The sequence below is a fragment of the Marmoricola sp. URHB0036 genome, assembly GCF_000426045.1.
In the GTDB taxonomy this organism is placed as follows: Bacteria; Actinomycetota; Actinomycetes; order Propionibacteriales; family Nocardioidaceae; genus Marmoricola.
In genome coordinates, this window is the sequence record NZ_AUEP01000009.1 from 90,494 (window position 1) to 112,998 (window position 22,505).

25 protein-coding genes are annotated in these 22,505 nt (G+C 70.9%); 14 read left to right on the forward strand and 11 right to left on the reverse strand.

The window, feature by feature from the left end; all coding sequences use genetic code 11:
- Nucleotides 1–68 precede the first annotated feature (68 nt).
- Genes H976_RS25810 through H976_RS0111285 form a run of 3 tightly spaced genes read left to right on the forward strand, consistent with a single transcriptional unit; the run spans nt 69 to nt 3,507 of the window.
- Nucleotides 69–1,160 carry a hypothetical protein gene (locus H976_RS25810; RefSeq protein WP_051276705.1) on the forward strand — a complete coding sequence of 364 codons (1,092 nt, stop codon included), beginning with the start codon at nt 69–71 and terminating at the stop codon, nt 1,158–1,160.
- Nucleotides 1,160–2,308 (forward strand): hypothetical protein, encoded by a 1,149-nt coding sequence (locus tag H976_RS0111280; protein ID WP_027861635.1) that lies wholly within the window; start codon nt 1,160–1,162, stop codon nt 2,306–2,308. Before H976_RS25810 ends, H976_RS0111280 begins: the two co-directional genes overlap by 1 nt.
- Nucleotides 2,305–3,507, forward strand: coding sequence for a hypothetical protein (locus tag H976_RS0111285; protein WP_027861636.1), 1,203 nt, complete (start codon nt 2,305–2,307; stop codon nt 3,505–3,507). Before H976_RS0111280 ends, H976_RS0111285 begins: the two co-directional genes overlap by 4 nt.
- Here H976_RS0111285 and H976_RS0111290 read toward each other — a convergent pair.
- On the reverse strand, nt 3,468–4,148 hold the full coding sequence (locus tag H976_RS0111290; RefSeq protein WP_027861637.1) for an EcsC family protein: 681 nt from the start codon (nt 4,146–4,148) through the stop codon (nt 3,468–3,470). The two genes, H976_RS0111285 and H976_RS0111290, sit on opposite strands and share 40 nt — an antisense overlap.
- A gap of 40 nt (nt 4,149–4,188) precedes the next feature.
- On the opposite strand from H976_RS0111290, the gene aat reads away from it, so the two are divergent.
- The gene (gene aat / locus H976_RS0111295) at nt 4,189–4,869 is read left to right on the forward strand and encodes a leucyl/phenylalanyl-tRNA--protein transferase (RefSeq protein ID WP_027861638.1); all 681 of its coding nucleotides are present in this window, start codon (nt 4,189–4,191) and stop codon (nt 4,867–4,869) included.
- 4 nt (nt 4,870–4,873) lie between these two features.
- Here the strand turns inward: aat and H976_RS0111300 are convergent, their stop codons facing one another.
- Nucleotides 4,874–5,212 carry a rhodanese-like domain-containing protein gene (locus H976_RS0111300; protein WP_027861639.1) on the reverse strand — a complete coding sequence of 113 codons (339 nt, stop codon included), beginning with the start codon at nt 5,210–5,212 and terminating at the stop codon, nt 4,874–4,876.
- A gap of 9 nt (nt 5,213–5,221) precedes the next feature.
- Nucleotides 5,222–6,088 carry an Fpg/Nei family DNA glycosylase gene (locus tag H976_RS0111305; protein WP_027861640.1) on the reverse strand — a complete coding sequence of 289 codons (867 nt, stop codon included), beginning with the start codon at nt 6,086–6,088 and terminating at the stop codon, nt 5,222–5,224.
- 51 nt (nt 6,089–6,139) lie between these two features.
- On the opposite strand from H976_RS0111305, the gene H976_RS25815 reads away from it, so the two are divergent.
- The 3 genes from H976_RS25815 (at nt 6,140) to H976_RS0111320 (ending at nt 9,333) form a co-directional block, all read left to right on the forward strand.
- On the forward strand, nt 6,140–7,681 hold the full coding sequence (locus H976_RS25815; protein WP_081682835.1) for an alpha/beta hydrolase: 1,542 nt from the start codon (nt 6,140–6,142) through the stop codon (nt 7,679–7,681).
- A gap of 38 nt (nt 7,682–7,719) precedes the next feature.
- Entirely contained in the window at nt 7,720–7,950 is a 231-nt protein-coding gene (locus H976_RS25820; protein WP_051276707.1) for a hypothetical protein, read from the forward strand.
- 180 nt (nt 7,951–8,130) lie between these two features.
- Nucleotides 8,131–9,333: an ATP-binding protein gene (locus H976_RS0111320; protein WP_027861641.1), complete on the forward strand. Its 1,203-nt coding sequence runs from the start codon at nt 8,131–8,133 to the stop codon at nt 9,331–9,333.
- Nucleotides 9,334–9,353: 20 nt separating this feature from the next.
- Here H976_RS0111320 and H976_RS0111325 read toward each other — a convergent pair whose 3' ends face one another.
- Nucleotides 9,354–10,217, reverse strand: a complete 864-nt coding sequence (locus tag H976_RS0111325; RefSeq protein WP_155918172.1) for a hypothetical protein — start codon at nt 10,215–10,217, stop codon at nt 9,354–9,356.
- A gap of 230 nt (nt 10,218–10,447) precedes the next feature.
- On the opposite strand from H976_RS0111325, the gene H976_RS0111330 reads away from it, so the two are divergent.
- The 5 genes from H976_RS0111330 (at nt 10,448) to H976_RS0111350 (ending at nt 14,475) form a co-directional block, all read left to right on the forward strand.
- Nucleotides 10,448–10,972 (forward strand): hypothetical protein, encoded by a 525-nt coding sequence (locus tag H976_RS0111330; RefSeq protein ID WP_027861643.1) that lies wholly within the window; start codon nt 10,448–10,450, stop codon nt 10,970–10,972.
- 38 nt (nt 10,973–11,010) lie between these two features.
- Nucleotides 11,011–12,141, forward strand: coding sequence for a winged helix DNA-binding domain-containing protein (locus tag H976_RS0111335; RefSeq protein ID WP_027861644.1), 1,131 nt, complete (start codon nt 11,011–11,013; stop codon nt 12,139–12,141).
- Nucleotides 12,142–12,193: 52 nt separating this feature from the next.
- Complete coding sequence (locus H976_RS0111340; protein ID WP_027861645.1) at nt 12,194–12,991, forward strand: glycerophosphodiester phosphodiesterase family protein; 798 nt, start codon at nt 12,194–12,196, stop codon at nt 12,989–12,991.
- Between the two features lie 82 nt (nt 12,992–13,073).
- Nucleotides 13,074–13,493, forward strand: a complete 420-nt coding sequence (locus H976_RS25825) for an ATP-binding protein (protein WP_036226033.1) — start codon at nt 13,074–13,076, stop codon at nt 13,491–13,493.
- 34 nt (nt 13,494–13,527) lie between these two features.
- The gene (locus tag H976_RS0111350) at nt 13,528–14,475 is read left to right on the forward strand and encodes a DUF5926 family protein (protein ID WP_027861646.1); all 948 of its coding nucleotides are present in this window, start codon (nt 13,528–13,530) and stop codon (nt 14,473–14,475) included.
- A gap of 146 nt (nt 14,476–14,621) precedes the next feature.
- Here the strand turns inward: H976_RS0111350 and H976_RS0111355 are convergent, their stop codons facing one another.
- The 7 genes from H976_RS0111355 to H976_RS0111385 all read right to left on the reverse strand — a co-directional run bounded on the left by H976_RS0111355 (nt 14,622) and on the right by H976_RS0111385 (nt 21,376).
- Nucleotides 14,622–15,830 carry an arginine deiminase gene (locus H976_RS0111355; RefSeq protein WP_027861647.1) on the reverse strand — a complete coding sequence of 403 codons (1,209 nt, stop codon included), beginning with the start codon at nt 15,828–15,830 and terminating at the stop codon, nt 14,622–14,624.
- A gap of 133 nt (nt 15,831–15,963) precedes the next feature.
- Nucleotides 15,964–16,566 carry a TMEM165/GDT1 family protein gene (locus tag H976_RS0111360; RefSeq protein WP_027861648.1) on the reverse strand — a complete coding sequence of 201 codons (603 nt, stop codon included), beginning with the start codon at nt 16,564–16,566 and terminating at the stop codon, nt 15,964–15,966.
- Nucleotides 16,566–17,759: a nickel pincer cofactor biosynthesis protein LarC gene (gene larC / locus H976_RS0111365; RefSeq protein ID WP_027861649.1), complete on the reverse strand. Its 1,194-nt coding sequence runs from the start codon at nt 17,757–17,759 to the stop codon at nt 16,566–16,568. The genes H976_RS0111360 and larC overlap by 1 nt, the downstream gene beginning before the upstream one ends.
- On the reverse strand, nt 17,752–18,450 hold the full coding sequence (larB, locus tag H976_RS0111370; protein ID WP_027861650.1) for a nickel pincer cofactor biosynthesis protein LarB: 699 nt from the start codon (nt 18,448–18,450) through the stop codon (nt 17,752–17,754). Before larB ends, larC begins: the two co-directional genes overlap by 8 nt.
- A 21-nt stretch (nt 18,451–18,471) precedes the next feature.
- Nucleotides 18,472–19,959, reverse strand: coding sequence for a multicopper oxidase family protein (locus H976_RS0111375; protein ID WP_027861651.1), 1,488 nt, complete (start codon nt 19,957–19,959; stop codon nt 18,472–18,474).
- Nucleotides 19,956–20,411, reverse strand: a complete 456-nt coding sequence (locus tag H976_RS0111380; RefSeq protein WP_027861652.1) for a hypothetical protein — start codon at nt 20,409–20,411, stop codon at nt 19,956–19,958. The genes H976_RS0111375 and H976_RS0111380 overlap by 4 nt, the downstream gene beginning before the upstream one ends.
- A 116-nt stretch (nt 20,412–20,527) precedes the next feature.
- The gene (locus H976_RS0111385; RefSeq protein ID WP_027861653.1) at nt 20,528–21,376 is read right to left on the reverse strand and encodes a prephenate dehydratase; all 849 of its coding nucleotides are present in this window, start codon (nt 21,374–21,376) and stop codon (nt 20,528–20,530) included.
- An 80-nt stretch (nt 21,377–21,456) separates the two neighbouring features.
- On the opposite strand from H976_RS0111385, the gene H976_RS0111390 reads away from it, so the two are divergent.
- Nucleotides 21,457–21,858, forward strand: a complete 402-nt coding sequence (locus H976_RS0111390) for a DUF4446 family protein (protein WP_027861654.1) — start codon at nt 21,457–21,459, stop codon at nt 21,856–21,858.
- A 72-nt stretch (nt 21,859–21,930) separates the two neighbouring features.
- Complete coding sequence (locus H976_RS0111395) at nt 21,931–22,419, forward strand: nitroreductase family deazaflavin-dependent oxidoreductase (RefSeq protein ID WP_027861655.1); 489 nt, start codon at nt 21,931–21,933, stop codon at nt 22,417–22,419.
- Nucleotides 22,420–22,505 lie beyond the last annotated feature (86 nt).

Genomic DNA, 22,505 nt, shown 5'->3' on the forward strand with positions numbered 1-22,505 from the left:
CGGAGTGACGGACCGGCGTTTTGCGACGCTGGCGACGAGTCGGATCACCTGCCCTGCACAATGACCCCATGAGCCAGCACCGGGTCTACCTGCACGTCGGGACGCCCAAGAGCGGCACGAGCTACCTGCAGGACAAGCTGGCGCTCAACCGGGACGAGCTCGAACGCCAGGGCCTCGACTACGTGCGCACCCGCAAGGGCGACCACTTCGAGGCCGCGCTCGACCTGATCGGCGAGAAGTGGGCCGGCGAGGAGAAGAACGTCCGCGGCCAGTGGGACGCCCTGGTGACCGAGGCCCGACGGTCGCGGCGACACGTGCTGATCAGCCACGAGATCCTTGCCGCCGCCGGTCCGGAGAGTGTCGCCCGCGCGATGGCCTCCTTCCCCGGGCACGAGGTCCATCTCGTGCTCACCGCCCGCGACCTCGGCCGCCAGATCCCGGCCGAGTGGCAGGAGCGGGTCAAGCACCGCGGCGGGCGCGACTACGCCGCCTTCCTCAAGGCCCTGCAGCGCAACTACACCCGCACCGACTGGACCGTCTGGTTCTGGCGGGTGCAGCACCTCCCCCGCATCATCGAGACCTGGGGTGCCTCGCTGCCCCCCGAACGGATCCACCTCGTCACCGTCCCGCCGCCCGACGGTCCGCGGGAGGCTCTCTGGCAGCGGTTCGCGAGCGTCCTCGGGCTCAGCCCGCGGGCGACGTACGCCGAGAGCGAGACGACCAACGCCTCGCTCGGCGCCGCCGAGGTCACCATGCTGCGCCGGCTCAACGGAGCCCTCAAGGACGAGGGCGTGCCCCGCGCCATCTACGTCAACTGGGTGCGCGAGAGCATCGTCAAGGAGGTGCTGGCCCAACGGCCGGACAAGGTGCTGGCCACGGTCCCGCCACGACGCCGAGCCTCGGTCGACGAGATCACCGCCTCCTGGCTCGCCGACATCCGCGACTCGGGCGTCGATGTCGTCGGCGACCTGGCCGACCTCGAGTCCGTCTGGCCCGACGACGAGGGCCACTGGTCCGACCCCGACCGCGCCGATCCTGCCGTCGTCGCCGACGCCGCGATCGAGGCACTGGCGCACGTGCTCGCCCGCGTCGGCCGCACTCCGGTCGCCGACGACGACTCCGGAGCCGTGGCTCGCCTGACCCGGATGCTGCGCGGCTGATGCTCACGTCGTACGACGAGGCGGTAGCCGGCTGGGCTGCCCACCTCCGCTCCGGAGGTACGACGACCTGGTCGGCCTGGCTCGGTCGCGACCCGGCCCCCGACACGGTCGCCCCACCCCGACCACTCCCCGACGCCGTCCACCTCGAGCTGGTCCGCCGGCTCAACGAGGCGGCCGGAGGTCCGGTCGAGGGGCTGGCTGATCGCGTGCTGGCCACCGCCTCGCCGGGACGTGGGCTCGTCGACGTGCCCCTGACCTGGCCGGAGGGGAACCGTGGCTACGGCAGTCCCGCCACCGATCCCGAGCTGCTTCCCGAGGAGGAGCTGATCCGGCTGGCGGTGGGCGTGCTCGCCCATCTGCTGCCCGGCGTACCGACGTCTCGTGGCGAAGAAGCGGCCTCCCGTTGGCCGGCGCCGTGGCGGCGCCGCTTCCTGCTGCACGGGGCGCCCGGCACGGCCGACGCCGTCCGCCACGGTCTCCTGCGGCAAGGCCTGGTGGAGACCGACTGGCGACCCACCCACGTCGTGCTCGCGCGGCCGGTCGAGGTGATGATGGCCGAGCTGTGGGCGGCCCGCACCCTGGCCGGTGGCAGCCTCAAGTGGACGACGATGTGGCGTCGCCGGGTGGCGGCCGGTCGCCTCCCACCCTCGATCGACATCCCTGCCCTCACCCGTCAGCTGACCGGGCGACGCCGCGAGCCCGTGCACGTGGTGGTCTCCCGCGATGCGCAGGAAGCAGCGGAGGCGACCGCTCGCGTGCTCCGGGCCCGGCCGTTCGCGGTGGCCGGCACCGGCGGCCTCGCCCACACCGACCTGCTGCGCCGGGTGAACCGGTTGACGGCGCTCACGACCGGCCCGGACCGGGTGCGCGAGCTGGCCGCCCGGCTCGCAGCAGCACTCGACCAGGTCCCGCTCGCGGACCGCCCACAACCCCCGTCGGTCCCGCGCGCCGCACTCGGGTGGGCCCGCGAACAGGCGGACAGCACGGCCAGGCACCTCGAGGGAGATGGCTACGCTGTGCACGGCAATCCCGGTGATCTGGCTCCGTCGGACCACGGGCAGCCCGGGACCGTCGACCGGACCCGCACCCTCGAGCTGGCCCTTGCGGCCTGCCTCCAGACCTGGCGCCTGCAGGGAGGAACACCGTGACCCGACGCGTACTCCTGCACGTCGGCGCCCCCAAGACCGGCACCTCCTTCGTCCAGGACATCCTCTTCACCAACCGGGCGGCCCTGCGGGAGCGCGGCATCCTGTACGCCGCCGACCGGCACGACGCCCACTTCCTCGCCGCCCTCGACCTGATGGAGCTTCCCTGGGGCGGTCTGGAACGAGAGGCGGTCGGCGCCTGGGACCGGCTGGCGGCCGAGGTCCGCGCGTGGCCCGGGACCGCGATCATCAGCCACGAGATCTTCGGTACGGCGTCGCGCGTGCAGGTGGCGCGTGCCCTGGAGTCACTCGGCGACGACAGCGAGATCCACGTCGTCTTCTCGGCCCGTGACCTGGTGCGCCAGATCCCCGCGGAGTGGCAGGAGAACGTCAAGCACCGGCGTACCAAGACCTACGGCCGATTCCTGGAGAACCTGCAGGACCCCGAGCGCAGCGCCGAGGTGGCCCAGTGGTTCTGGGGCGTGCAGGAGATCCCGGACGTGCTGGACCGGTGGGGCGAGTCGCTGCCGCGCGACCAGGTCCACCTCGTCACGGTCCCGCGGCCCGGTGCGAGCCCGACGCTGCTGTGGGAGCGCTTCGCCGGCGTGTTCGGCATCGACCCGATCGAGTTCACTCCCGAGGGCAAGGCCAACGCCTCGCTCGGCGTACCCGAGTCGACGATGGTCCGGCGCCTGAACATGCGGCTCAACGACACCCTGCCCAACCACCACTACCGCACCTTCGTGCGTGAGCTGCTGGTGCACCGCAACCTCTCCGGCCGGCCCGGATCGCCGCGACTGTCGCTGCCCGAGGACACCTACCGCTGGGCGAGCGACCTCGCCCGCTCCTGGGTCAGCGAGCTCGCGTTGCGGGGGTACGACGTCGTCGGCACCCTCGACGACCTGGTGCCCGGCGATCCACTGCCCTTCGTCGATCCCGACCACGGCGACGAGGAGCAGGTGGGCGATGCCGCCCTGGACGCGCTCGCGATCATGACGCGGGAGACCGCACGGCTCCGCGACGTGGAGATCGAGCTGCACGGGGTGATCGACGACCTGATGGGCCAGCTCGACCGGTTCCACTCCACCCGCAGCTACAAGGCCAAGGAGCGGCTGGTCGCGATGTCGTCGACCAACCCGTTCGCGCGAGCCGGGCTCGCGACCTACCGACGGTTGCGCGGCAGGAACTCGCGGTCCACGTAGCGGCCGACCTGCCAGGTCGCGAACCCGTCGGTGCCGGCGCCGATGATCCCGCCGACCACCGGCACCCGACGTCCCACCGTGAAGGCGATCCGCTTGCCGGCCATCCGGGTGATGATCTCGCCGGCGACCTCGTTGGCCATCACCGTGCTCAGGTGCTCGTCGTAGACGGGAGCGGTCGCCACCGCCATCGGCGTCCCGGGGAGCTTCTTCTTCTTGATCAGGGAGAGCATCCGCTCCTCGCCCAGCAGGCTGGCCAGGATGCCGTTGCGGACCCGCTTGTCCGCGAGGTCGTAGCCGCGCAGGTGCGCGATCGCGGCCACCATCCGGCACTGGATCAGCGCCAGCCCGGCGATGTTGGCCGGCACGGCGACCGGCACCGTCACCAGCCCGCCGATGTTGGTCAGGAACCCCTGCGCACCCGCGAGGCGCACGTGGGTCTCGATGATGTCCTTGATCGCAGCGGCGTCATCGCCCTGGTGCTCCGCGCGCTCCTTCTCGGCCAGCACCGCTGCGCCGTCCAGCGGGCCGACGCCCCGGATGGCGCGCTCCAGCGCCTGGTGGACGAACCCGGCAGTGATCTGCGGGGCCACCAGGGTCACCTTCGGCGCGAGCGACTTCCCGACGCGCTTGGCCATGCTCATGCCTTCAGGGTACAAACCACCCGGCTGCCACCATGGACGCGTGCCCGTCGAACCTCCTGCCAGCCCGTGGACGTTCCCGCCGGCCGACTCGGGTGAGGCCGATCTCGTGGCCGTCGGCGCCGACCTCGCCCCCGGGACGGTGCTGGCTGCCTACCGCTGTGGGCTGTTCCCGATGGCCGTCGACTTCCCGGGCAGGCGCGGCTCCTCGGAGATGGCCTGGTGGTCACCCGATCCGCGAGGAGTGCTCCCCCTCGCCGGGCTGCGGGTGAGCCGTTCGATGCGCCAGTCGGCCCGCCACTTCGAGGTGCGTGTCGACACGGCTTTCGCCGAGGTGGTCGCCGGCTGTGCCGACCCGCGACGGACCGGCGGCTGGATCGACGAGGAGATCGCCACGGCGTACACCGAGCTGCACCGCCTCGGCTGGGCCCACTCGGTCGAGGCCTGGCGAGACGGCGAGCTCGCGGGTGGTCTGTACGGCGTCGCCATCGGCGGTCTGTTCGCCGGCGAGTCCATGTTCACGCGCGTGCGCGACGCCTCGAAGGTCGCGCTGATGGGGCTGGTCGACCTCCTCGGCGACGAGTACGCCGCCGTACGCCTGCTCGACACGCAGTGGCAGACCCCGCACCTCGCCACCCTCGGTGTCGTCGAGATCCCGCGACGGGACTACCTCACCCGTCTCGAGCGGGCCCTGCCGCTCCCACCGCCCGCACCATTCGCCTGACCAGCTAGACGACGAGCGGGTCGCCGCCGGAGTCGCCGACCATCGGGCGACCGGCCTCGGCCCAGTCGATCATCCCGCCAGCGAGGTTGATCGCCTCGAAGCCCTTCTCGCGCAGGAACGCGGTGGCCTGGGCCGAACGACCACCGACCTTGCACACGACCAGCAGCTGCTGGTCGACGGGGAGCTCCTCGGCGCGGGCCGGGATCTCGGTGAGCGGAATGTGGACCGCACCCTCGATGCGGCCGTACTGCCACTCGACGGGCTCGCGCACGTCGAGGACGGTGACCCCCTCAGGGATCGGATCGGGGACCTGGGCGACCTCGATCGTGGGGACTTCGATCATGGCCGCAGGCTACTTCAGCAGCTTGGACATGCGTCGGTCGGCCAACGGCTTGCCGCCGGTCTGGCAGGTCGGGCAGTACTGCAGGCTGGAGTCGGCGAAGCTCACCTCACGCACCACGTCTCCGCACACCGGGCACTTCTGACCGGTGCGGCCGTGCACCGCCATGTTGCTCTTCTTCTCCCCCTTGAGCTCACTGGCGGCCAGTCCCTCGGAGCGCTTCACCGCGTCGCCGAGCACGTTGCGGATGGCGTCGTACAGGGTCTGCATCTCCTCGTCGTCGAGGCTGTTGGAGGGCTTGAAGGGCGACATCTTTGCGGCGTGCAGCAGCTCGTCGGAGTAGGCGTTGCCGATGCCGGCGATGTTGCTCTGGTGGCGCAGCACGCCCTTGATCTGCGCCCGCCCCGCCTTGTCGAGGATGGAGCGGAGGACGTCGATGGTGAAGTCGTCGGCCAGCGGATCTGGACCGAGCCGGGCGATGCCCTCGATCTCGGAGGGGTCGCGCACGACGTACAGCGCCAGGCTCTTGCGGGTGCCCGCCTCGGTGATGTCGAGACCGGCACCGTTGTCGAGCACGATCCGGGCGGCGAGCGGCGACTTGCTGTTGGGGCGCGCCGGGAGCTGGGGCACCTCGTCCTTCCAGCGCACCCAGCCGGCACGCGCGAGGTGCAGCACCAGGTGGGTGCCGGAGACGTCGATGTCGAGGAACTTGCCGTGCCGGGTGACCCCGTCGACCATGCCGCCGGCCAGCGCCGTGATCGGCGGGTCGTAGGTCTTCAGGCAGCTGAACGCAGCGATGTCGACGCGTACGACGGCGCGGCCGTCGAGTCGGCGGGACAGGTCGTCGACCAGCGCTTCGACCTCGGGCAGCTCGGGCACGCAGACACGTTACTGCGGTAACCCACACCCTCGACCCTCGTTTGACCCCACATGCGTGCTCTCCGGACCCGATCGATGCTGGCGCTGGCAACCGCGATGACGGCCGTGCTGCTCCCCTCGACGTCGTACGGCGCCCAGGAAGCGTCGCCGTCGGCTCCCGCGCCCGGCAGTCCCGCGTACGTCGCCCGCGACCTGCAGAACATGCAGGACGCCTACGGTCGGATCACCGGCCCGGGCGGCCAGCTGCAGAACCCGGCGTACCTCGCCTCGCTCGCGGCTGCCGGGACCGCCGACCAGACCTCCCAGCTGCTGGAGCAGGCCGCCTCCCCGACGCGGATCGCCGTGACGCCTGGACGCGTGGTGCCCGGCTGGAACGTCGGCAACCCGCTGCGCGCCGGCTGGAACGGCACTCGTGGGCAGAGCGAGCGCATCTCCTTCACCAACCGCTACGGCGCCCTGCTCAACGGCACCGTCTACCGGCCGAAGCCCGGCGCCCGCGACCCCTACACCGGCGAGGTGCTGCGGGGTCCCTTCCCGGGTGTGGTGATCACCGAGGGCTCGGTGCAGGGCAGCGAGGGGATGTACCGCTGGCTCGCCCAGGACCTCGCCGAGCGCGGCTACGTCGTACTCACCTACGACGTGCAGGGCCAGGGGGGCGGCGAGACGCTCCCTCACGCGCCGGTGCCCGGGGGCGAGAGCAACGCGCTGCCGTTCTGCAACCCGTTCGCGACGCCGCAGGACGGTGAGCAGTTCGGCTGCCCGGGTACGCCGGCCCAGCAGCTGTCCAACTTCGTCGTCGGCACCGAGGACGCGCTGTCGTTCTTCACCTCGACCCCCTCCCAGCACTACGCCAACCCGCGGTCGGAGGGCGCACAGGTGAGCGCGTTCAACCCCTACTGGCAGCAGTTCGACCGCTCCGTCGACACCCGCACCGTGACCCCCGGGCGGACCACGAGGATCGCGATCATCGGCCACTCGATGGGCGCGGCGGCCGTCTCCAAGGTGCAGGGCACCGACAAGCGGGTCGAGGCAGTCGTGGCGCTCGACAAGCTCACCGGTCCCGGCTCCTCGGGCCCCCTCGACGGCAGCGGCAACAAGCCGGTGGTCCCCGGGCTCGGGATGCAGTCGGAGTACGGCTTCACCGTCTCGCCGTACCTCACCAGCGGGAGCTCCTCGCTCACCCCCGAGCCCTCGCCCAACGGTCCCGACCCGAAGCGCGAGCGGGCGACCGGGTACGACGCCTGGCGCAAGGCCGGGGTCGACAGCATGGTCGTCGTACCCCGGGCGTCGACCCATCTCGACTACACCGACATCCCGCTCGTGCTCCCGGCCAGCCGCTACGGCCAGGACCTGTCCAGCCACTACGTGCAGGCTTGGCTCGACCGCTACCTCAAGCACCGCAGCAACGACGCCGCCCTGACCGGGGACACCTTCCGCTACCTCGAACCGGCCGGCAACGGCGTGTGGGCGCCGGTGACCCTGCACCGCGCCTCGCTGCTGAGCTTCTACTACTGCTCGGCCTACGGCTTCCACTCCGGTTCGAAGGTGCTGAGCAACGGCGACATCGCGCACGTGGGCGGCTGCGGCGCCTGACCTCTGGTCTGATTCGCCGGCGCGAGGGAGAATCGGGCATGACCGCCGTGGCGCCAGCCCCTCTGGGAGCCGAGTTCTTCCTCGATGCCCGCGGCGGCGCGCGCTCCCTGCGAGTCCGCTGGCACCGCGAGGAGGGACTGGTGGTGCTCTCGCTCTGGCGAGGCCGCGAGTGCACCGGCACCTTCCGCCTGACCATCGACGAGGTGCCGATCCTGATCGAGTCCTTGCGCGCGGGCCTGGACACGGCGTACGAGGAAACGCGCTCCTGACCTCCGTCGCCCGAGGACACGAAACGGACAGGGCGGGCGGGCAATTCTGTAGCCGGGCGGCCGAAGTATCCCCCTTCCGGTGGCGGTTTCCCCGGGCGCCCGGGGAAACCGCCGACCCCATCGCTACGACTCGCTAGCGAAATCTACGGAATCCCCTAGACATCCCGATATCGTCCGATCGTGGACCCGATCAGGAACCCCTACGCTCCGGGCGCCGGGCAGCGGCCGCCCGAGCTGGCCGGCCGCGACCGTGAGCTCAAGCAGTTCGAGGTGACCCTCGAGCGGGTGGCGGCCGGACGACCCGACCGCAGCATGGTGCTCTCCGGCCTCCGCGGGGTCGGCAAGACGGTGCTGCTCAACGCGTTGCGCAGCCTGGCGGTGAAGCGGGCGTGGGGCACCGGCAAGATCGAGGCCCGCCCTGACCAGTCCCTGCGGCTGCCGCTGGCGCAGGCGGTGCACGCCGCGGTCCGCGAGGTCGCCCACCGGCACCGCGATCCCGACAAGGTCGACCAGGTCGCCGGCGTGCTCAAGGCCTTCGCGCTGCGCACCGAGCTCAAGGACCGCAAGGCCAGCAGCGGGCAGAGCAGGTGGCAGCCCCCGATCGACGTGCTCGCCGCCAAGGGCCGCGCCGACTCCGGCGACCTCGAGCTCGACCTCATCGAGCTGTTCACCGACGTCGCCTCGCTGGCCGGCGACCTCGGCGTCGGCATCGCGCTGTTCGTCGACGAGATGCAGGACATCCCCCTGGCCGAGCTGTCCGCCGTCTGTGGCGCCTGCCACGAGATGAGCCAGCAGGGCGCTCCCCTGATCGTGGTCGGCGCCGGACTGCCGCACCTCCCGGTCGCACTCGCCTCCTCGAAGTCGTACGCCGAACGGCTGTTCCGCTACGTCGTCGTCGACCGACTCCCCCGCGAGATGGCCGAACGGGCCTGGACCCTGCCGGCCGCGAGTGAGGACACCACCTTCGAACCGAAGGCGCTCGAGGAGCTCTACCGCCTGACGGACGGTTACCCGTACTTCGTGCAGGCCTACGGCAAGGTCACCTGGGACGTCGCCGTCGAGTCGCCGATCACCTGGGCCGACGTGATGCAGGCTGCCCCCGAGGCGGAGGCCGAGCTCGCCGTCGGCTTCTTCGGTGCCCGCTACGACCGGGCCACTCCGGCCGAGCGCGAGTACATGACGGCGATGGCCGATCTCGGCGAGGGCACCGACGACCTGGCCGTCAGCACGGCCGACGTGGCCAGGCTGCTGGGCCGCAAGCCGCAGTCCCTCTCCCCCGCGCGCGACGGCCTCATCAAGAAGGGGCTGGTGTTCTCGGGCGAGCGCGGCACCGTCGCGTTCACGGTCCCCCACTTCGGCAAGTTCCTGCGCAACCAGCGCTGACCACGGCGCCCGGACAGCGGTCAGCCGGCCTGCTGCTTGGACGCGACGACCTTCTGGAGTGCGGCGAACTCCTCCCGGGCGCTGAGCCGGTTGAGCTCCTCGGTGAACTGCGTGTTGCGGTCCAGGTTCGTGTTGAAGGCCTTGGTGGTCGCCACGAAGCGATCGGTGGCGGCGCCGACTCCCAGGTCACCGGCTGCCATGGCCGCGAGCACCGAGCGGCGCTGCTCGACCGCGGTGAGGCTGCCCTTCGCGTACGCCGCCATCATGGTGTTCTTCGATCCGGAGAGCTCGGTCAGCACCTCGACGCAGTCCTTCGCCGCCGCGTCGTGGCGTCGCATCAGCTGCTTGGCGTAGGCCGTCGCCGAGCTCGTGGTGGGCGGCGAGTCGGACACGACCTGGAACACGTCGAGGCAGCGCTCGAGCGAGGCGCGGTAGGCGGGGAACGCGGTGTAGTAGCCGTCGTTGAAGGTGTCCTGCTCCACCGCCTGGGCGATGAACGCGTCGTAGGCCTTCTTCACCTCCGGATCCTCGAGCGCCGACAGGTCCGCCAACGCGTCGCGCTGCTCATCGCGCTTGGCGAACGCCTTGGTCAGCTGGTCCTGCGAGCTGGTGATGGCGTCGTCGTCCAGCGAACCGTCGGGGTGCGCCCGGAGGAAGGTGACCGCTGCCTGCTGGGCCGCCACATCGGCCTGGGCCACCTGACCGTAGGCGTCGCTCAGCTTCGTGATCGCCTGGCTGGCCGCCCGGTAGTCCGGCTTCGCGGACGACGTGCTGTCACCGGTCGATGAGTCCCCACCAGCCCCGCAGCCAGCCAGTGCACCGGCCAAGATCCCGGCCAGCACCACAGCACCGGCTCTTCGACATCCGTGCCGCATCGCTCGCATGTCCGTCCCCCGTCGCCTCACGTCATGGACCCACGTGATGCCCACCAACGCGGCCCGACAAACCAGAGGGCAGGCACGCGCCTCCACCCTCTCCGCCTTGCGGCGTAGGCCGTCCCATCCATCCGGCGTACCGCTAGTTCGGTCCTACGGCGGATTCGCGACGAGGTATCTGGCGGCGAACGTAGTGCTCATCAACCAGCACACCGATTGCCCCCGAGAGGAACCCGCTCATGTCCACCATCGCCGCCCGCCCACCGGTGACCCGGAACGTCTCCACGCCGGCCACCAAGGCCTCGCCCCGCAAGATCATCGATGCCACCATCGACCGCATCTCCGAGGTCCTGACCGCGCACAGCATCGCCGTGCTCCGGATCAGTCTCGGGATCGTCTTCCTGGTCTTCGCCTCCTTCAAGTTCGTCTCCGGGGCCAGCCCGGCAGAGGATCTCGCCGTCGCCACCGTCGACAAGCTGACCCTCGGGATGGTCAACGGACACTCGGCGTTGCTGCTCACCGCTCTCACCGAGACCGTCATCGGCATCACCTTGCTGACCGGTCGATTCGTCAAGGTCGGCCTGGCCGTGATGGCGATGGCACTGGTCGGGATCCTGTCCCCGCTGGTGCTGTTCCCTGACCAGATGTGGAGCGGCAACGGCCCGACCCTCACCGGCCAGTACGTCTTCAAGGACCTCGTCCTGGCGGCCGCCGGCCTGGTCGTCGCAGCACACGCACTCGGCGCCCGCCTGCGTCGCGGCTGAACGCACGTCTCGTCACACCTCCGCCCTAGAGTCCCGCCATGCACACCTGGGACGACCTGGCGGGTCGCGCCCTGGCACGTCAGTTCCCCGACGTGGCAGGGCGCGACGTCAGTTCCGTCGCGCAGGCGTTGCACCTGATCGGCCCCATCCAGGCGCAGACGGCCCGGGCACCGTTCCTCGCCCTCGCAGCCCGGATGCCCGGCGTCACCCTCGAGACCGTCTCCGCGGCGTACGACGAACACCGGATCGTCCGCGGCAGCAACATCCGCGGCACCGTGCACACCTCGACGCCTGAGGACAACGCGCTCCTCGAGGTGGCCACCCGAGTCGGCCAGCGAGCCCTCTGGCAACGCAGCCTCAAGCTCGACCGAACCTCCCTGGAGGACGTCTGGTCGGGCATCGAGGACTTCGCCCGTGAGCAGTGGCGGACTCCGGCCGAGCTGAGCACCCACCTGAGCACCTGGCTCGAGCAGCACGACCCGCGTGCCGGCGCGACCCTCGACAACCAGGCCGGACGCTACTTCGGCTTCGGCCACGGCGGACTGGTCCGACGGCCGCTCTCGGGCGGCTGGCAGTCCCAGGGGGCGCCGGGCTACCGCGCAGCATCGGCGGTGATCGGCGACCGCAGCGCGGCGCTCGCCGATCCTGAGGGATCCATCGACGCGTTGGTCCGCCGACACCTCTCCTGCCACGGTCCCTCGAGCCGGCAGGACCTGGCCTGGTGGGCCGGCGTCGGTCTCCGTGTCGTCGACGCCGCGCTCGATCGGCTCGCAGACGACCTCGACTCCGAGACCGGCCCTGACGGTCGGACGTACCACGATCTCCCCGCCGCACCGCCGGTCCGCGTGCCAGAGGGGGTGCGGCTGCTCCCCGAGTTCGACGCCTTGTTCTGCGGCTACCAGCCCCGGGCGCGCGCCCGGTTCGTCACGCCCGAGCACCACGACCGCCTCTGGATCTCGAGCAACGGGATGATCCCGGCCCTGCTCCTCGTCGACGGCCGGATCACCGGACAGTGGCGACTCCCGGGCAGTGGCACCCGACGCCGCTGCGAGGTCATCTGCTTCTCCGGGACGCGTCGGCCCACGAAGGCCGAGCTGGCCGACCCGGTGACCGCGCTCGAGACGGCGTACGGCGTGACCGTGACGGAGCTCTCCGTGACCCGCGGCTGACCGTGCGCCCGGGGTCCCACGCACTGGACGGCCGGGCGGGCAGAATGGCGGCATGGTCGAGGAGTGGCCCCAGGTGGTTGCCCACCGGGGAGCCAGCGCCGAACGCGCCGAGCACACCCTCGGTGCCTACGTGACGGCCCTCGACGAGGGAGCCGACGCCCTGGAGTGCGACGTCCGCCTGACCGCCGACGGACACCTCGTCTGCGTGCACGACCGCAACCTGCGTCGTACGGCGCAGCAGAACCGCGTGGTCTCCGCCATGGAGCTCGCCGACCTCGAGGACCTCGACTTCTCCTCGTGGAAGAACCCCTGGGCCGAGCTCGACGACGAGGCCCCCGACACCGACCCCGAGCTCGGCAAGGTGCTGACCATGCGCCGACTGCTGGAGACGGCCGCGGAGTACCCCCGCCGCGTCGAGCTGGCGATCGAGACCAAGCACCCGACCCGCTATGCGGGGCTGGTCGAGCGTCGACTGGTGCAGCTGCTCGACGAGTTCGGCTGGGCCGGCCGTGACGCCCCGGTGCGGGTGATGTCGTTCTCGTGGGTGGCCCTGCGCCGGATCCGCCGGATGGCCCCCGACATCGAGCTGGTGATGCTCGCGGAGACCCGCACCCAGTGGTTCCGGGCCAAGCCGTTCATCGACAACGACTGGATCGCCGGTCCGGGGATGGAGATGGTCCGGCACCACCCGGACGTGATCGCCAAGATCCGCGAGTCAGGACGCCGGGTGCACTGCTGGGTGGTCAACTCCGAGGAGGACATCGACGCCTGCCTCGCCCTCGGCATCGAGGCGCTGATCACGGATCGACCCGCGTCGGCCGTGACGTACCTGACAAAGTTGCAGGGATGAGTTTGGGGCTGCCCCACATGGGCAACATCGACTCACCAGTAACACGAGCGTGAGTGCGGGACCTCACCCCTCGGAGGATCACATGGCGGGAACCAGCAGGGAGATCTCCACGGTCGACCCGATGGCCTTCGACCTGCCGTTCAGCCCCGAGAGCGCTGGCGTGGCCAGGCACCGTCTCGTCGAGTGGATGCGCGTCCTCGGCGCCGCCGACGAGGCCAGCGACGACGCCCGGCTCGTGGTCAGCGAGCTGGTGGGCAATGCCGTACGCCATGCCCGGCCGCTCGCCGACGGCACCATGCACATCGCCTGGAAGTCCCGCGACTGCAGCGTCGACATCGCCGTCACCGACGGTGGCGCCCTGACCACGCCCGAGCGGGTCGAGGCCGGTGTCTCCGACCTCGCCGGACGCGGCCTCTCGATCGTCGAGACGCTCGCCGCCCGCTGGTGGGTGGAGAGCACCCGCTCCCGCACCACCGTGCACGCCCTGCTCGCCCTCGCCTGACCGGGTCGAACGGCGGCGGCCTAGTCTTCGCGGCATGGGAAAGAAGTCTCGCCAGCGCACCCGCACCGACGCCGCCCCGTCCGAGACGCCCGAGGGAGCCGTCGGCCCGCGGCAACCCTGTCCGTGCGGGTCCGGCCGTCGCTACAAGGCCTGCCACGGCAGTGCCGCAGGTGCGCCGCCCGCGTTCGTCGCTCGCCCCTTCGAGGGCCTGCCGGGGGAGACCGACATCGTGGCGATGCGCGAGTTCGTCCCCTCGGCCAGCGCACCGCTGGCCCTCACCGACAGCGACCGCACGGTGCTGCTGTGCTCGCTGCTGCCGGGGGCGGCGCCGGCCCTGGTCCGAGAGGACGGCACCATCTGGCTCGGGCTCCAGGTGCAGCACGGGTACGGCGATCCGAGCCGCGACCTGACCGCCGTGCTCACCCGCGCACTCGATGCCGAACCCGGCAGCATGGTCGGCCTGACCGAGGCCCCGGGCGACGGGCCACGACTGCAGGACCTCGTCCGCGACGAGCCGTTCACCGTCACCGTGCACCACGGCTTCGACTTCTGGGTGGCCGAAATCGACGACGAGGACGGCACCATGGCCGGTGCCCTGGAACAGGCCAACGAGGCAGCGGCGCCGACCGACCGGCTGACCTCGGTGCCCTCGGCGTACTGGACCTCGATCGGCACCCGCGAGTACCTCCGGTGGGTGCTCCCCGACGACGAGGACCGGGTGCTCGACGGCTTCGCACGCCTGCACGCCGCCGGCGGCGAACAGCTGGTCGAGGGAGATCGCCTGATCGGCATGTTCCGCGCACACGGGCTCGTCGCGCCGGTGTGGGACCTGCCGCTGGGGACGGGTGCCGAGGCGCTCGAGGAGCCGGCCGCGCGGGTGCACGAGGCACTCCGGGAGGCCATGGACTCCACAGCGCCGCTGACCGCGGGGGAACGCTCTGCGCGGGCCGGTCTGGCGAGCCGTCAGCTCACCATCCGATGACACGGCTAACCCTGGTATACCCAGTAGTTGTGGGCCGGTGAGACCATGCCGTACATTCGTATTGCCCGACCGATGTTGTCCCCCCCGTCAACACCGGTCGGGCATCTTGCTTTTCCGGACCGGTGAGTCCGCAACCGAGGGACCGTTCAGATCTCGTCGCGGGTGATCGGGCAGGACATGCACCGCGGCCCGCCGCGACCTGAACCGAGCTCCGAGCCGGCGATGGCGATGACCTCGATACCGGCCTCCTCGAGCCGGCTGTTGGTCTCGATGTTGCGCTCGTAGGCGACGGCCACGCGGGGTGCGACGGCGAGGGTGTTGTTGCCGTCGTCCCACTGCTCGCGCTCGGCGGTGACCGGGTCGAGGCCGGTGTCGATCTGGTGCAGCGTGTCGATCTCCATCGCCTTCGCGGCCGCGACCAGGAACGGCTCGGCCTCCGCGACGAGCAGGGTGCCGTCGCCGGCATCGGTGACGGCGTGGGCAGTCAGGTGGTCGGCGACGTTGGGGTACATCACGATCTTGTCGACGTCGACCATCGTGCAGACGGTGTCGAGGTGCATCGTGGCGCGCTCCTGGGCGATCGGTACGGCGAGCACGGTGTGGGCATCCCCGGCCGCGAACACCTGGCGGGCCAGGCGCTCGACACCTGCGGGCGTCGTACGCTCCCCGACGCCGACGGCGATCACGTCCGGCGCCAGCAGGAGTACGTCGCCCCCCTCGACGTGCTCGCGGTGCCAGCCGTGGATCTTCGGTGACGCCGCGAAGCGCGGGTGACGGGTGTAGATGAGCTCGGTCAGCTGGCTCTCGCGCTCGCGCGCCGGCATCGCGAGCGAGGTGACGGCCGCCTTGTCGCGGATCCACACGCTCGAGTCGCGGGTGAACAACAGGTTGGGCAACGGGTCGATCAGGAAGTCGTCGTTGTGCAGCAGGCTGGTGACCAGTCCGAAGCCACCGCGCACCTCGTCGTTGCGGAGCCCGGCGGTGAGCACGTCCTTCAGCTCGGCTGGCGACATCTCGGTGAGCGCCTGGCGCAGGTAGTCGCGCATCGTGTCACCGAGCCGGAGCGAGGCGGTCACCCCCTGGATGGCGTGGTCGCGCGCCGCCGCGCTCGCCAGGGTCTCGACGAGCAGCTCGGTCAGGTAGAGCACCTCGACGCCGCGAGCACGCAGCGCCTCGGCGAAGGCGTCGTGCTCCTCCTGCGCCCGGGTCACCCACGGGATGCCGTCGAAGAGCAGCTTGTCGTTGTTGCGCGGGGTCAGCCGCTGCAGCTCGGGACCGGGCCGGTGCAGCAGCACCGTGCGCAGCCGACCCACTTCGGAGGAGACACCAGGCTGGCGCTGATCTGCGTCGGTCATGCGAGGCAGGCTATCGCCGTACCCGCTCGCTCGGACGAATCGGGCGGGGTGGGCGGGCAGTACTGGAGGCGGACGGGGGAAGTATCGGCTGTCCGGGTGCAGTTTCCCCGGGCGCCCGGGGAAACCGTCCCCCTCACGCCAACAGCTCCACCGCCGTGATCACCGCGAGCAGCAGGCAGACGGCACCGCCGATGTAGTGCACGACCGAGAGCTTCACGTAGCGCAGCAGCACCCGGCCGGAGAGCACGGCCAGCCCGGACACGGTGAGCAAGGCCGCCCAGGCGCCGACGAACACGCTGAGCGGGTGGCCGTACTTCGCGATCATGCTGATCGTCAGCAGCTGGGAGAGGTCGCCCCACTCCGCAGCGAACAGCACCAGGAACGAGGCACCGACCGCCTTCAGGCCGGTGCGGCTGTCGACGGCCTTGGCGGCGTACTCCTCCTCGGTCTGCTTCTCCTCCGCATCAGCGCCCGGCGCCGACCGGATCAAGATGATGCCCCCGATCAGGAAGATGGCGAGCGCCACCGACTTGATCAGGTTGTCGGGCAGCAGGGTGGCGAGGTGTCCGGCGATCACCGCGATCAGCGTCTGCACGAAGAACGCGAGACCGACACCCACCCACACCGCGAACGGCTTGTAGCGGGTCGAGAGCACCAGGGCGGCGATGAAGGTCTTGTCGGGCAGCTCGACCAGGAAGATCGCACCGAAGACGATCGCGACGACGGCGAGGTCCATCAGACCAGCCCGCGGGCCGCGGCAACCGCCTCGGCCATCACCGTCTTCACCGGTCGCCCCAGTGCGCGTGCCACGGCGGCGACGTCCTCGAACTCCGGTTGCACGTTGACCACCTCTCCGTCGAGTCGGGCCAGCTTGACCCCGATCGTGTGTCCCTCGAGCTCGACGCCAGCCATTGACCGGTCGAGCTCGTGCTTGGCGATGCGCTGCTCGCGCAGGCCGATGGTCGAGGTCTGGCGGTAGACCTCGCGGCGTACGCCGTCAGCACGGTCGGCCGCCACCAGCACGCTGAGCGTGTGCGCCGGGCGACCCTTCTTCATCAGGATCGGGGTCAGCCAGGCATCGCTGGCCCCCGCGTCGAGCAGCGCCCCCAGCACCCCCGGCCACAGCCGTGGGTCGAGGTCGTCGACGTTGGCCTCGAGCAGCACCGCGGTCGTCTCGCGACCTCGCTCCTGCACGGGCGCCTCACCCAGCAGGAGCCGCAGCACGTTGGCGTGCCCCTCGGGATCACGACCCCCCGCGCCGATGCCCACGGCGTCGACCGCCATGGCCGGCTGCGGCCCCCAGCCGTCGGCCAGCGTGGTGAGCAGGGCGGCCCCGGTCGGCGTGCACAGCTCGACGTCGACGGGACCCCCGGCGCTCGGCACGCCACGGAGAAGCTCGACCACCGCCGGCGGCGGAACCGGCAGGCGGCCGTGCTCGGAGGCAACCGTGCCACCCCCCACCGACACTTCGGAGACCACGACCCGGTCGACGCCGAGGTGCACGAACCCTGCGCAGGTGCCGACCACGTCGGCGATCGCGTCCAGGGCTCCGACCTCGTGGAAGTGCACCTGCTCGGCGGGCTGGCCGTGCACCCGGCCCTCCGCCTCCGCCAGTCGCGAGAACACGTCGTGCGCGAGCGAACGGACGTCCTCGTGGAGACCCGCCCCGTTGATCAGCGCCTCGACATCGCGCCAGGTACGGCGCTCGGTGGTGTCGGCGAGCTCGACCCGGCACTGGGTGGCGGCGAACCCGCCGCGGCGTACCTCGGTGACCTCGAGGCCCACCTGTCCGGGGGCGACCTTGTCGACCGCCTCGACCAGCACCCCGATGGGTACGCCGGCGCCGACCAACGCGCCGAGCAGCATGTCGCCGCTGGCACCCGAGGAGGCGTCGACCCACGCGAGACGATCACGGTGGCGCTCAGCCACGGTCGTCCCGGTGGGCGTTGCGAGCCACTCGTGCGGCGAAGACGCCGGCGCCGTAGCCGTTGTCGATGTTGACCACGCTGACCCCGGGCGCGCACGAGTTCAGCATCGCGAGCAGGGCGGCCACGCCGCCGAAGGAGGCGCCGTACCCGACGCTCGTCGGCACCGCCACCAGCGGTACGCCGACCAGGCCGCCCACCACGCTGGGCAGCGCACCCTCCATGCCCGCCACGACGACGAGGCAGTCGGCTCCCGCGAACTGCTCACGTGCCTCCAGCAGCCGGTGCAGGCCGGCCACCCCGACGTCCTCGATGCGTACGACGCCCGCGCCGTGCACCGACGCGGTGAATGCTGCCTCGGCGGCGACCGGCGCGTCGGAGGTGCCGGCGCTGACCACGGCGACCAGCCCGCGGGCCGTGGGGACGGGGCCGAGCGTCGCGGCACGCGCGACCTCGTCGAGGTACGCGTCGGGCAGCTCGGCGCCGACGACGTCGAGCGTCTCTGCCGACAGCCGGGTGGCCAGCACCGCGCGGTCGGGATGGCGCTCGTGCAGCGTGCGCAAGATCCCGACGACCTGCTCCGGGGTCTTGCCCTCGCCGTAGACGACCTCGGGGTCGCCGGTCCGGGCCGCCCGGTCCAGGTCGACCCGGGCGTAGCCGAGGTCGGCAGTCCGCGGATCAGGGCTCTCGGTCACGCCCTCAAGGTATCGCCGCGATCACTCGGGCTCGTTGCCGGAGTCCGAGCCCAGCTCGTACGGCGTGGTCACGCCTTCGTACATGAGATGGGTGACCATTCCCTGCGCAGCGTGCTTGAGGTTGTGGCAGTGGTCCATCCAGATGCCGGGGTTGTTCGCGACGAAGGCGACCTCGAAGGACTCCCCGTTCTGCACGTCCAGCGAGTCGAACCACCACGGACTGCCGGTGACCGGCTTGCCGTCACGGGTGAGTACGACGGCATGGTGGCCGTGCAGGTGCATCGGATGCACCTGGCCGCTGTGGTTGGAGATCGTCATGTGCACGACGTCGCCCTCGCGGACCGTCATCATCGGCATGTCCGGGTAGAGGTGTCCGTTGATGCTCCACCAGTAGCCCGGCTTCCCGTCGATGAAGCCGGGCTTGCGGCCGATCGAGTACGTGAACCGGCGGTCGGCCTGCTCGGTGTCGAAGGGCACCTCCGTCGGGCTGCCGTAGTGAAGGAGGTCGAGGTGCTTGGTGGGCTGCGGGGAAGCAGGTGCCTTGGCTCCCGACGGGCCGAGCACGAGCCCGGTGTTGCCCAGGGAGACCCGGACTCCCGAGCCGTCCTCGGGCACCGTCACCTCGAGGTCGACCCGGCCACCTGCGGGCACGACGACCGACTTCCCGTCGACCTCGGTGGGCTGGTGCACGTCGTACCCGTCGCTGGCGGCCAGCCGGTACGGCGTACTCGTCCACATCGCCTGGGGGCCGTTGTCGGTGTTGACGGCACGCACCCGCACCCGCTGGCCCGGCGCCGCCTCCACCGGCTCGAACCCGGTGCGTCCGTTGACGGTCTCCTTGCCGTCGTACAGGTGCAGCACCGCGAGGGCCTCCTGCACGCCCTGCTCGGGGGTCTTCGGCTCGATCACGATCGGGCCGAGCAGGCCGCCCGCGACCTGCTCGTGGGACATCTGGTGGGAGTGGTACCAGAAGGTGCCGGCGTGCGGTGCCACCCAGCGGTAGGTGTGCTCGTGGCCGGGCTTGATCGCGTTCTGGGTCACCCCGGCGACGCCGTCCTCGGCGTTGGGGACGTCCACGCCGTGCCAGTGGATCGCGATGCCGCCGGTGACGTCGGCGTTGCGCACGTGCACCTCGACGAGCTGGCCCTCGGTCGCGGTGATGGTCGGTCCCGGTGAGGTGCCGTTGACGGTGTAGCCGTCGATCGTGCGGCCGTCGGCCAGGTGCACCTTTCCCTGCCGGGCGGTCAGGTCGACCGCGACGTCGGGCCGTCGGCCCTTCGGGGTGTCCAGGGCGGTGACGCTGGTCCCTCCGGGGGCGTGCTCCATGCCCGCCATCTGCTCATGGGCGCCGGCTGGTCTGGCGCCACCGCCGTAGTCCGGGTAGCCCATGTCCATCACGGAGTACGACGAGGGCAGCCGGCTGTTCCACCACATCCAGCCCAGCGGTACGACGATCGCGAGCGTGACGACGACCGCGACCAGGACCCGAACCCGGTCGCGACGGGTCACGTGACCGCGGCGGCCTCTGCTGTCGGCGCTCCCGGAGCGACAGCGCCCGCCTGTTTGGCCGCTCGCTCAGCGACTCCCGCGATCGCGAAGGCGTTGATGGCGTGCAGCGCACCGACGACGGGCGCACCGAAGGCCACGATCGCGAGGACCCACTGCAGCAGCACCACCCCGAAGAGGATGCCGGCCCACTTGGTGCCACCGGGGATCTTGGCGAACAGCGACAGGATCAGCAGGACGATCGCGATCACGCTGATCAGGATCGCGCCGAAGCTGTGCACGACCCACCCGGCGGCGCCGTCGAAGCCGCTGCGGTCCTCGGCGAGCGACTTGTTCAGCGAGTCGCCGCCGTCGACGAAGTGCAGCACTCCGAACATGGCGAACGCGATGGCGGCGGCCTGGACGACGACCAGGCCGGCGATGGTGTGGCACAGGGCCTTGAAGGTAGCCCGCATCTGAAGACCTCCCACGAGTACGGCTCGACGCCGAACATCCTGCACGGACGACGGGCGGGATGAGGGGATTTCAGGGCGTCGGACTAGTCCGGAATCCCGGACGAACTCCCGCAGATTCACTCAGATCGGAACGCGTCTGCCGGGTAGACGCCGAGGATCTTCACGTCCGTGGTGAAGAAGGTCAGCTCCTCCAGGGCTCGCTTCAGCGGCAGGTCCTGGGGGTGGCCGTCGACCTCCGCGAGGAACTGGGTCGCGGTGAAGTGGCCGCCGACCATGTAGCTCTCCAGCTTGGTCATGTTGACGCCGTTGGTGGCGAACCCGCCGAGTGCCTTGTAGAGCGCGGCGGGGAGGTTGCGCACGTTGAAGATGAAGCTGGTCACGACCGGACCGTTGCCGCGGGGGGCCTCGACGTACTCCCGGGAGAGCACCACGAACCGGGTGGTGTTGTGGTCCTCGTCCTCGACGTCGGCCGCCAGGATCTCCAGTCCGTATGTCTCCGCGGCCAGGGGCGGGGAGATCGCGGCCATGGTGAGGTCACCGGCCTCCGCGACCTCGCGGGCCGCACCGGCGGTGTCGCCGGAGATGACCGGACGCAGGCCGTGCTCGCGGATCACCTTGCGGCACTGGCCGAGCGCGTGCACGTGGCTGTGCACGGTCTTGATGGTGTCGAGCGAGGCGCCCGGAAGAGCCATCAGCGCGAACTGCACGCGCAGGAAGTGCTCCCCGATGATGTGCAGGTCGGAGTCGGGCAGGAAGTGGTGGATGTCCGCGACGCGGCCGGCGACCGAGTTGTCGATCGGGATCATCGCCAGCTCGGCATCACCGCCCTCGACGGCGGCGAAGACGTCCTCGAACGACGCGCACGGCACCGGCTCCCAGTCGGGGTAGTGCTGCTTGCAGACGATGTGGGAGTTGGCTCCCGGCTCGCCCTGGTAGGCGATCCGGCGTCGCTCGGTCGAGGTCACGGGACCGAGTTTCCCACGAGGTACCTGCGCCTCCCGCGAGTCTCCACGAGGCGAACGGTCCTGGCTCTACCCTCACTGACGTGGACACCTTCCTCGGGATCCTCGCCCTCCTGGTGGCGCTGGTCGCCCTCGTGATCGCAGTGGCGGGTCGGCGTACGACGAACCGCGCACGCAGCAAGGCCGACTCCAGCGGCCTTCCCGAGGACCCGCGCGCCCTGCGCCAGGAAGTCGCGGCCCTCAAGGCCGAGAGCGCCCAGGCCCTCCGCAACGTGGCCGTCGTACGGTACGACGCCTTCACCGACACCGGCGGCCAGCTGTCCTGGTCGCTGGCGCTGCTCGACGACAGCGGCAGCGGGGTCGTGCTCACCTCGATCCAGGGCCGCAACGAGTCGCGCACCTACGCCAAGAACGTCGCCGGCTGGGCCAGCGAGACGCAGCTCTCCCCGGAGGAAGAGGACGCGATCACCAACGCGCGTCCCTGATGCTGGTCACGCTGCGTACGGCGTGACGAACGTCGCGGTCTCCAGGGCTCTCGGCGAACCTAGACTCCCGGCATGAAGCTCACGGTCATGACCCCGCTCGCCATCCGCATCGGCGCCATCCCGTGGATGCCGAAGTTGCTGCCCCAGATCACCGCGACCGACAAGTTCGTCCAGAAGGTCAGCAAGGGCCGCGTCACGATCCTCGACCTCGCCGGGCTGCCCAACCTGATGCTGACCGTGAAGGGTCGCAAGTCCGGCGTACCGCGCACGACCCCGCTGCTCTGCGTGCCCCACGAGGGCGGCAACCTGATCGCCGGGTCGAACTTCGGCCAGCTCAAGCCGCCGGTCTGGGTGGTCAACATCCGCGCCGCCATCGAGAAGGGCGAGCTCGTCGGCGTCGCCCAGGACGGCAGCACCCACCAGGCCACGCCCCGCGAGATCACCGGCGCCGAGCGCGAGCAGCTGTGGGAGGTCATGGTGCAGACGTGGCCGAACTACGCGAGGTACGCCGCCCGCACCGACCGGACCATCCCGGTGTTCTTCCTCGACCCGGTGACGTAGCCGCTTCCCGGAAACGGACAGGGCTGGCGGGCAATTCTGGAGGCGGGGGGGCGCAGTATCGCCCTCCCGGTGGCAGTTTCCCCGGG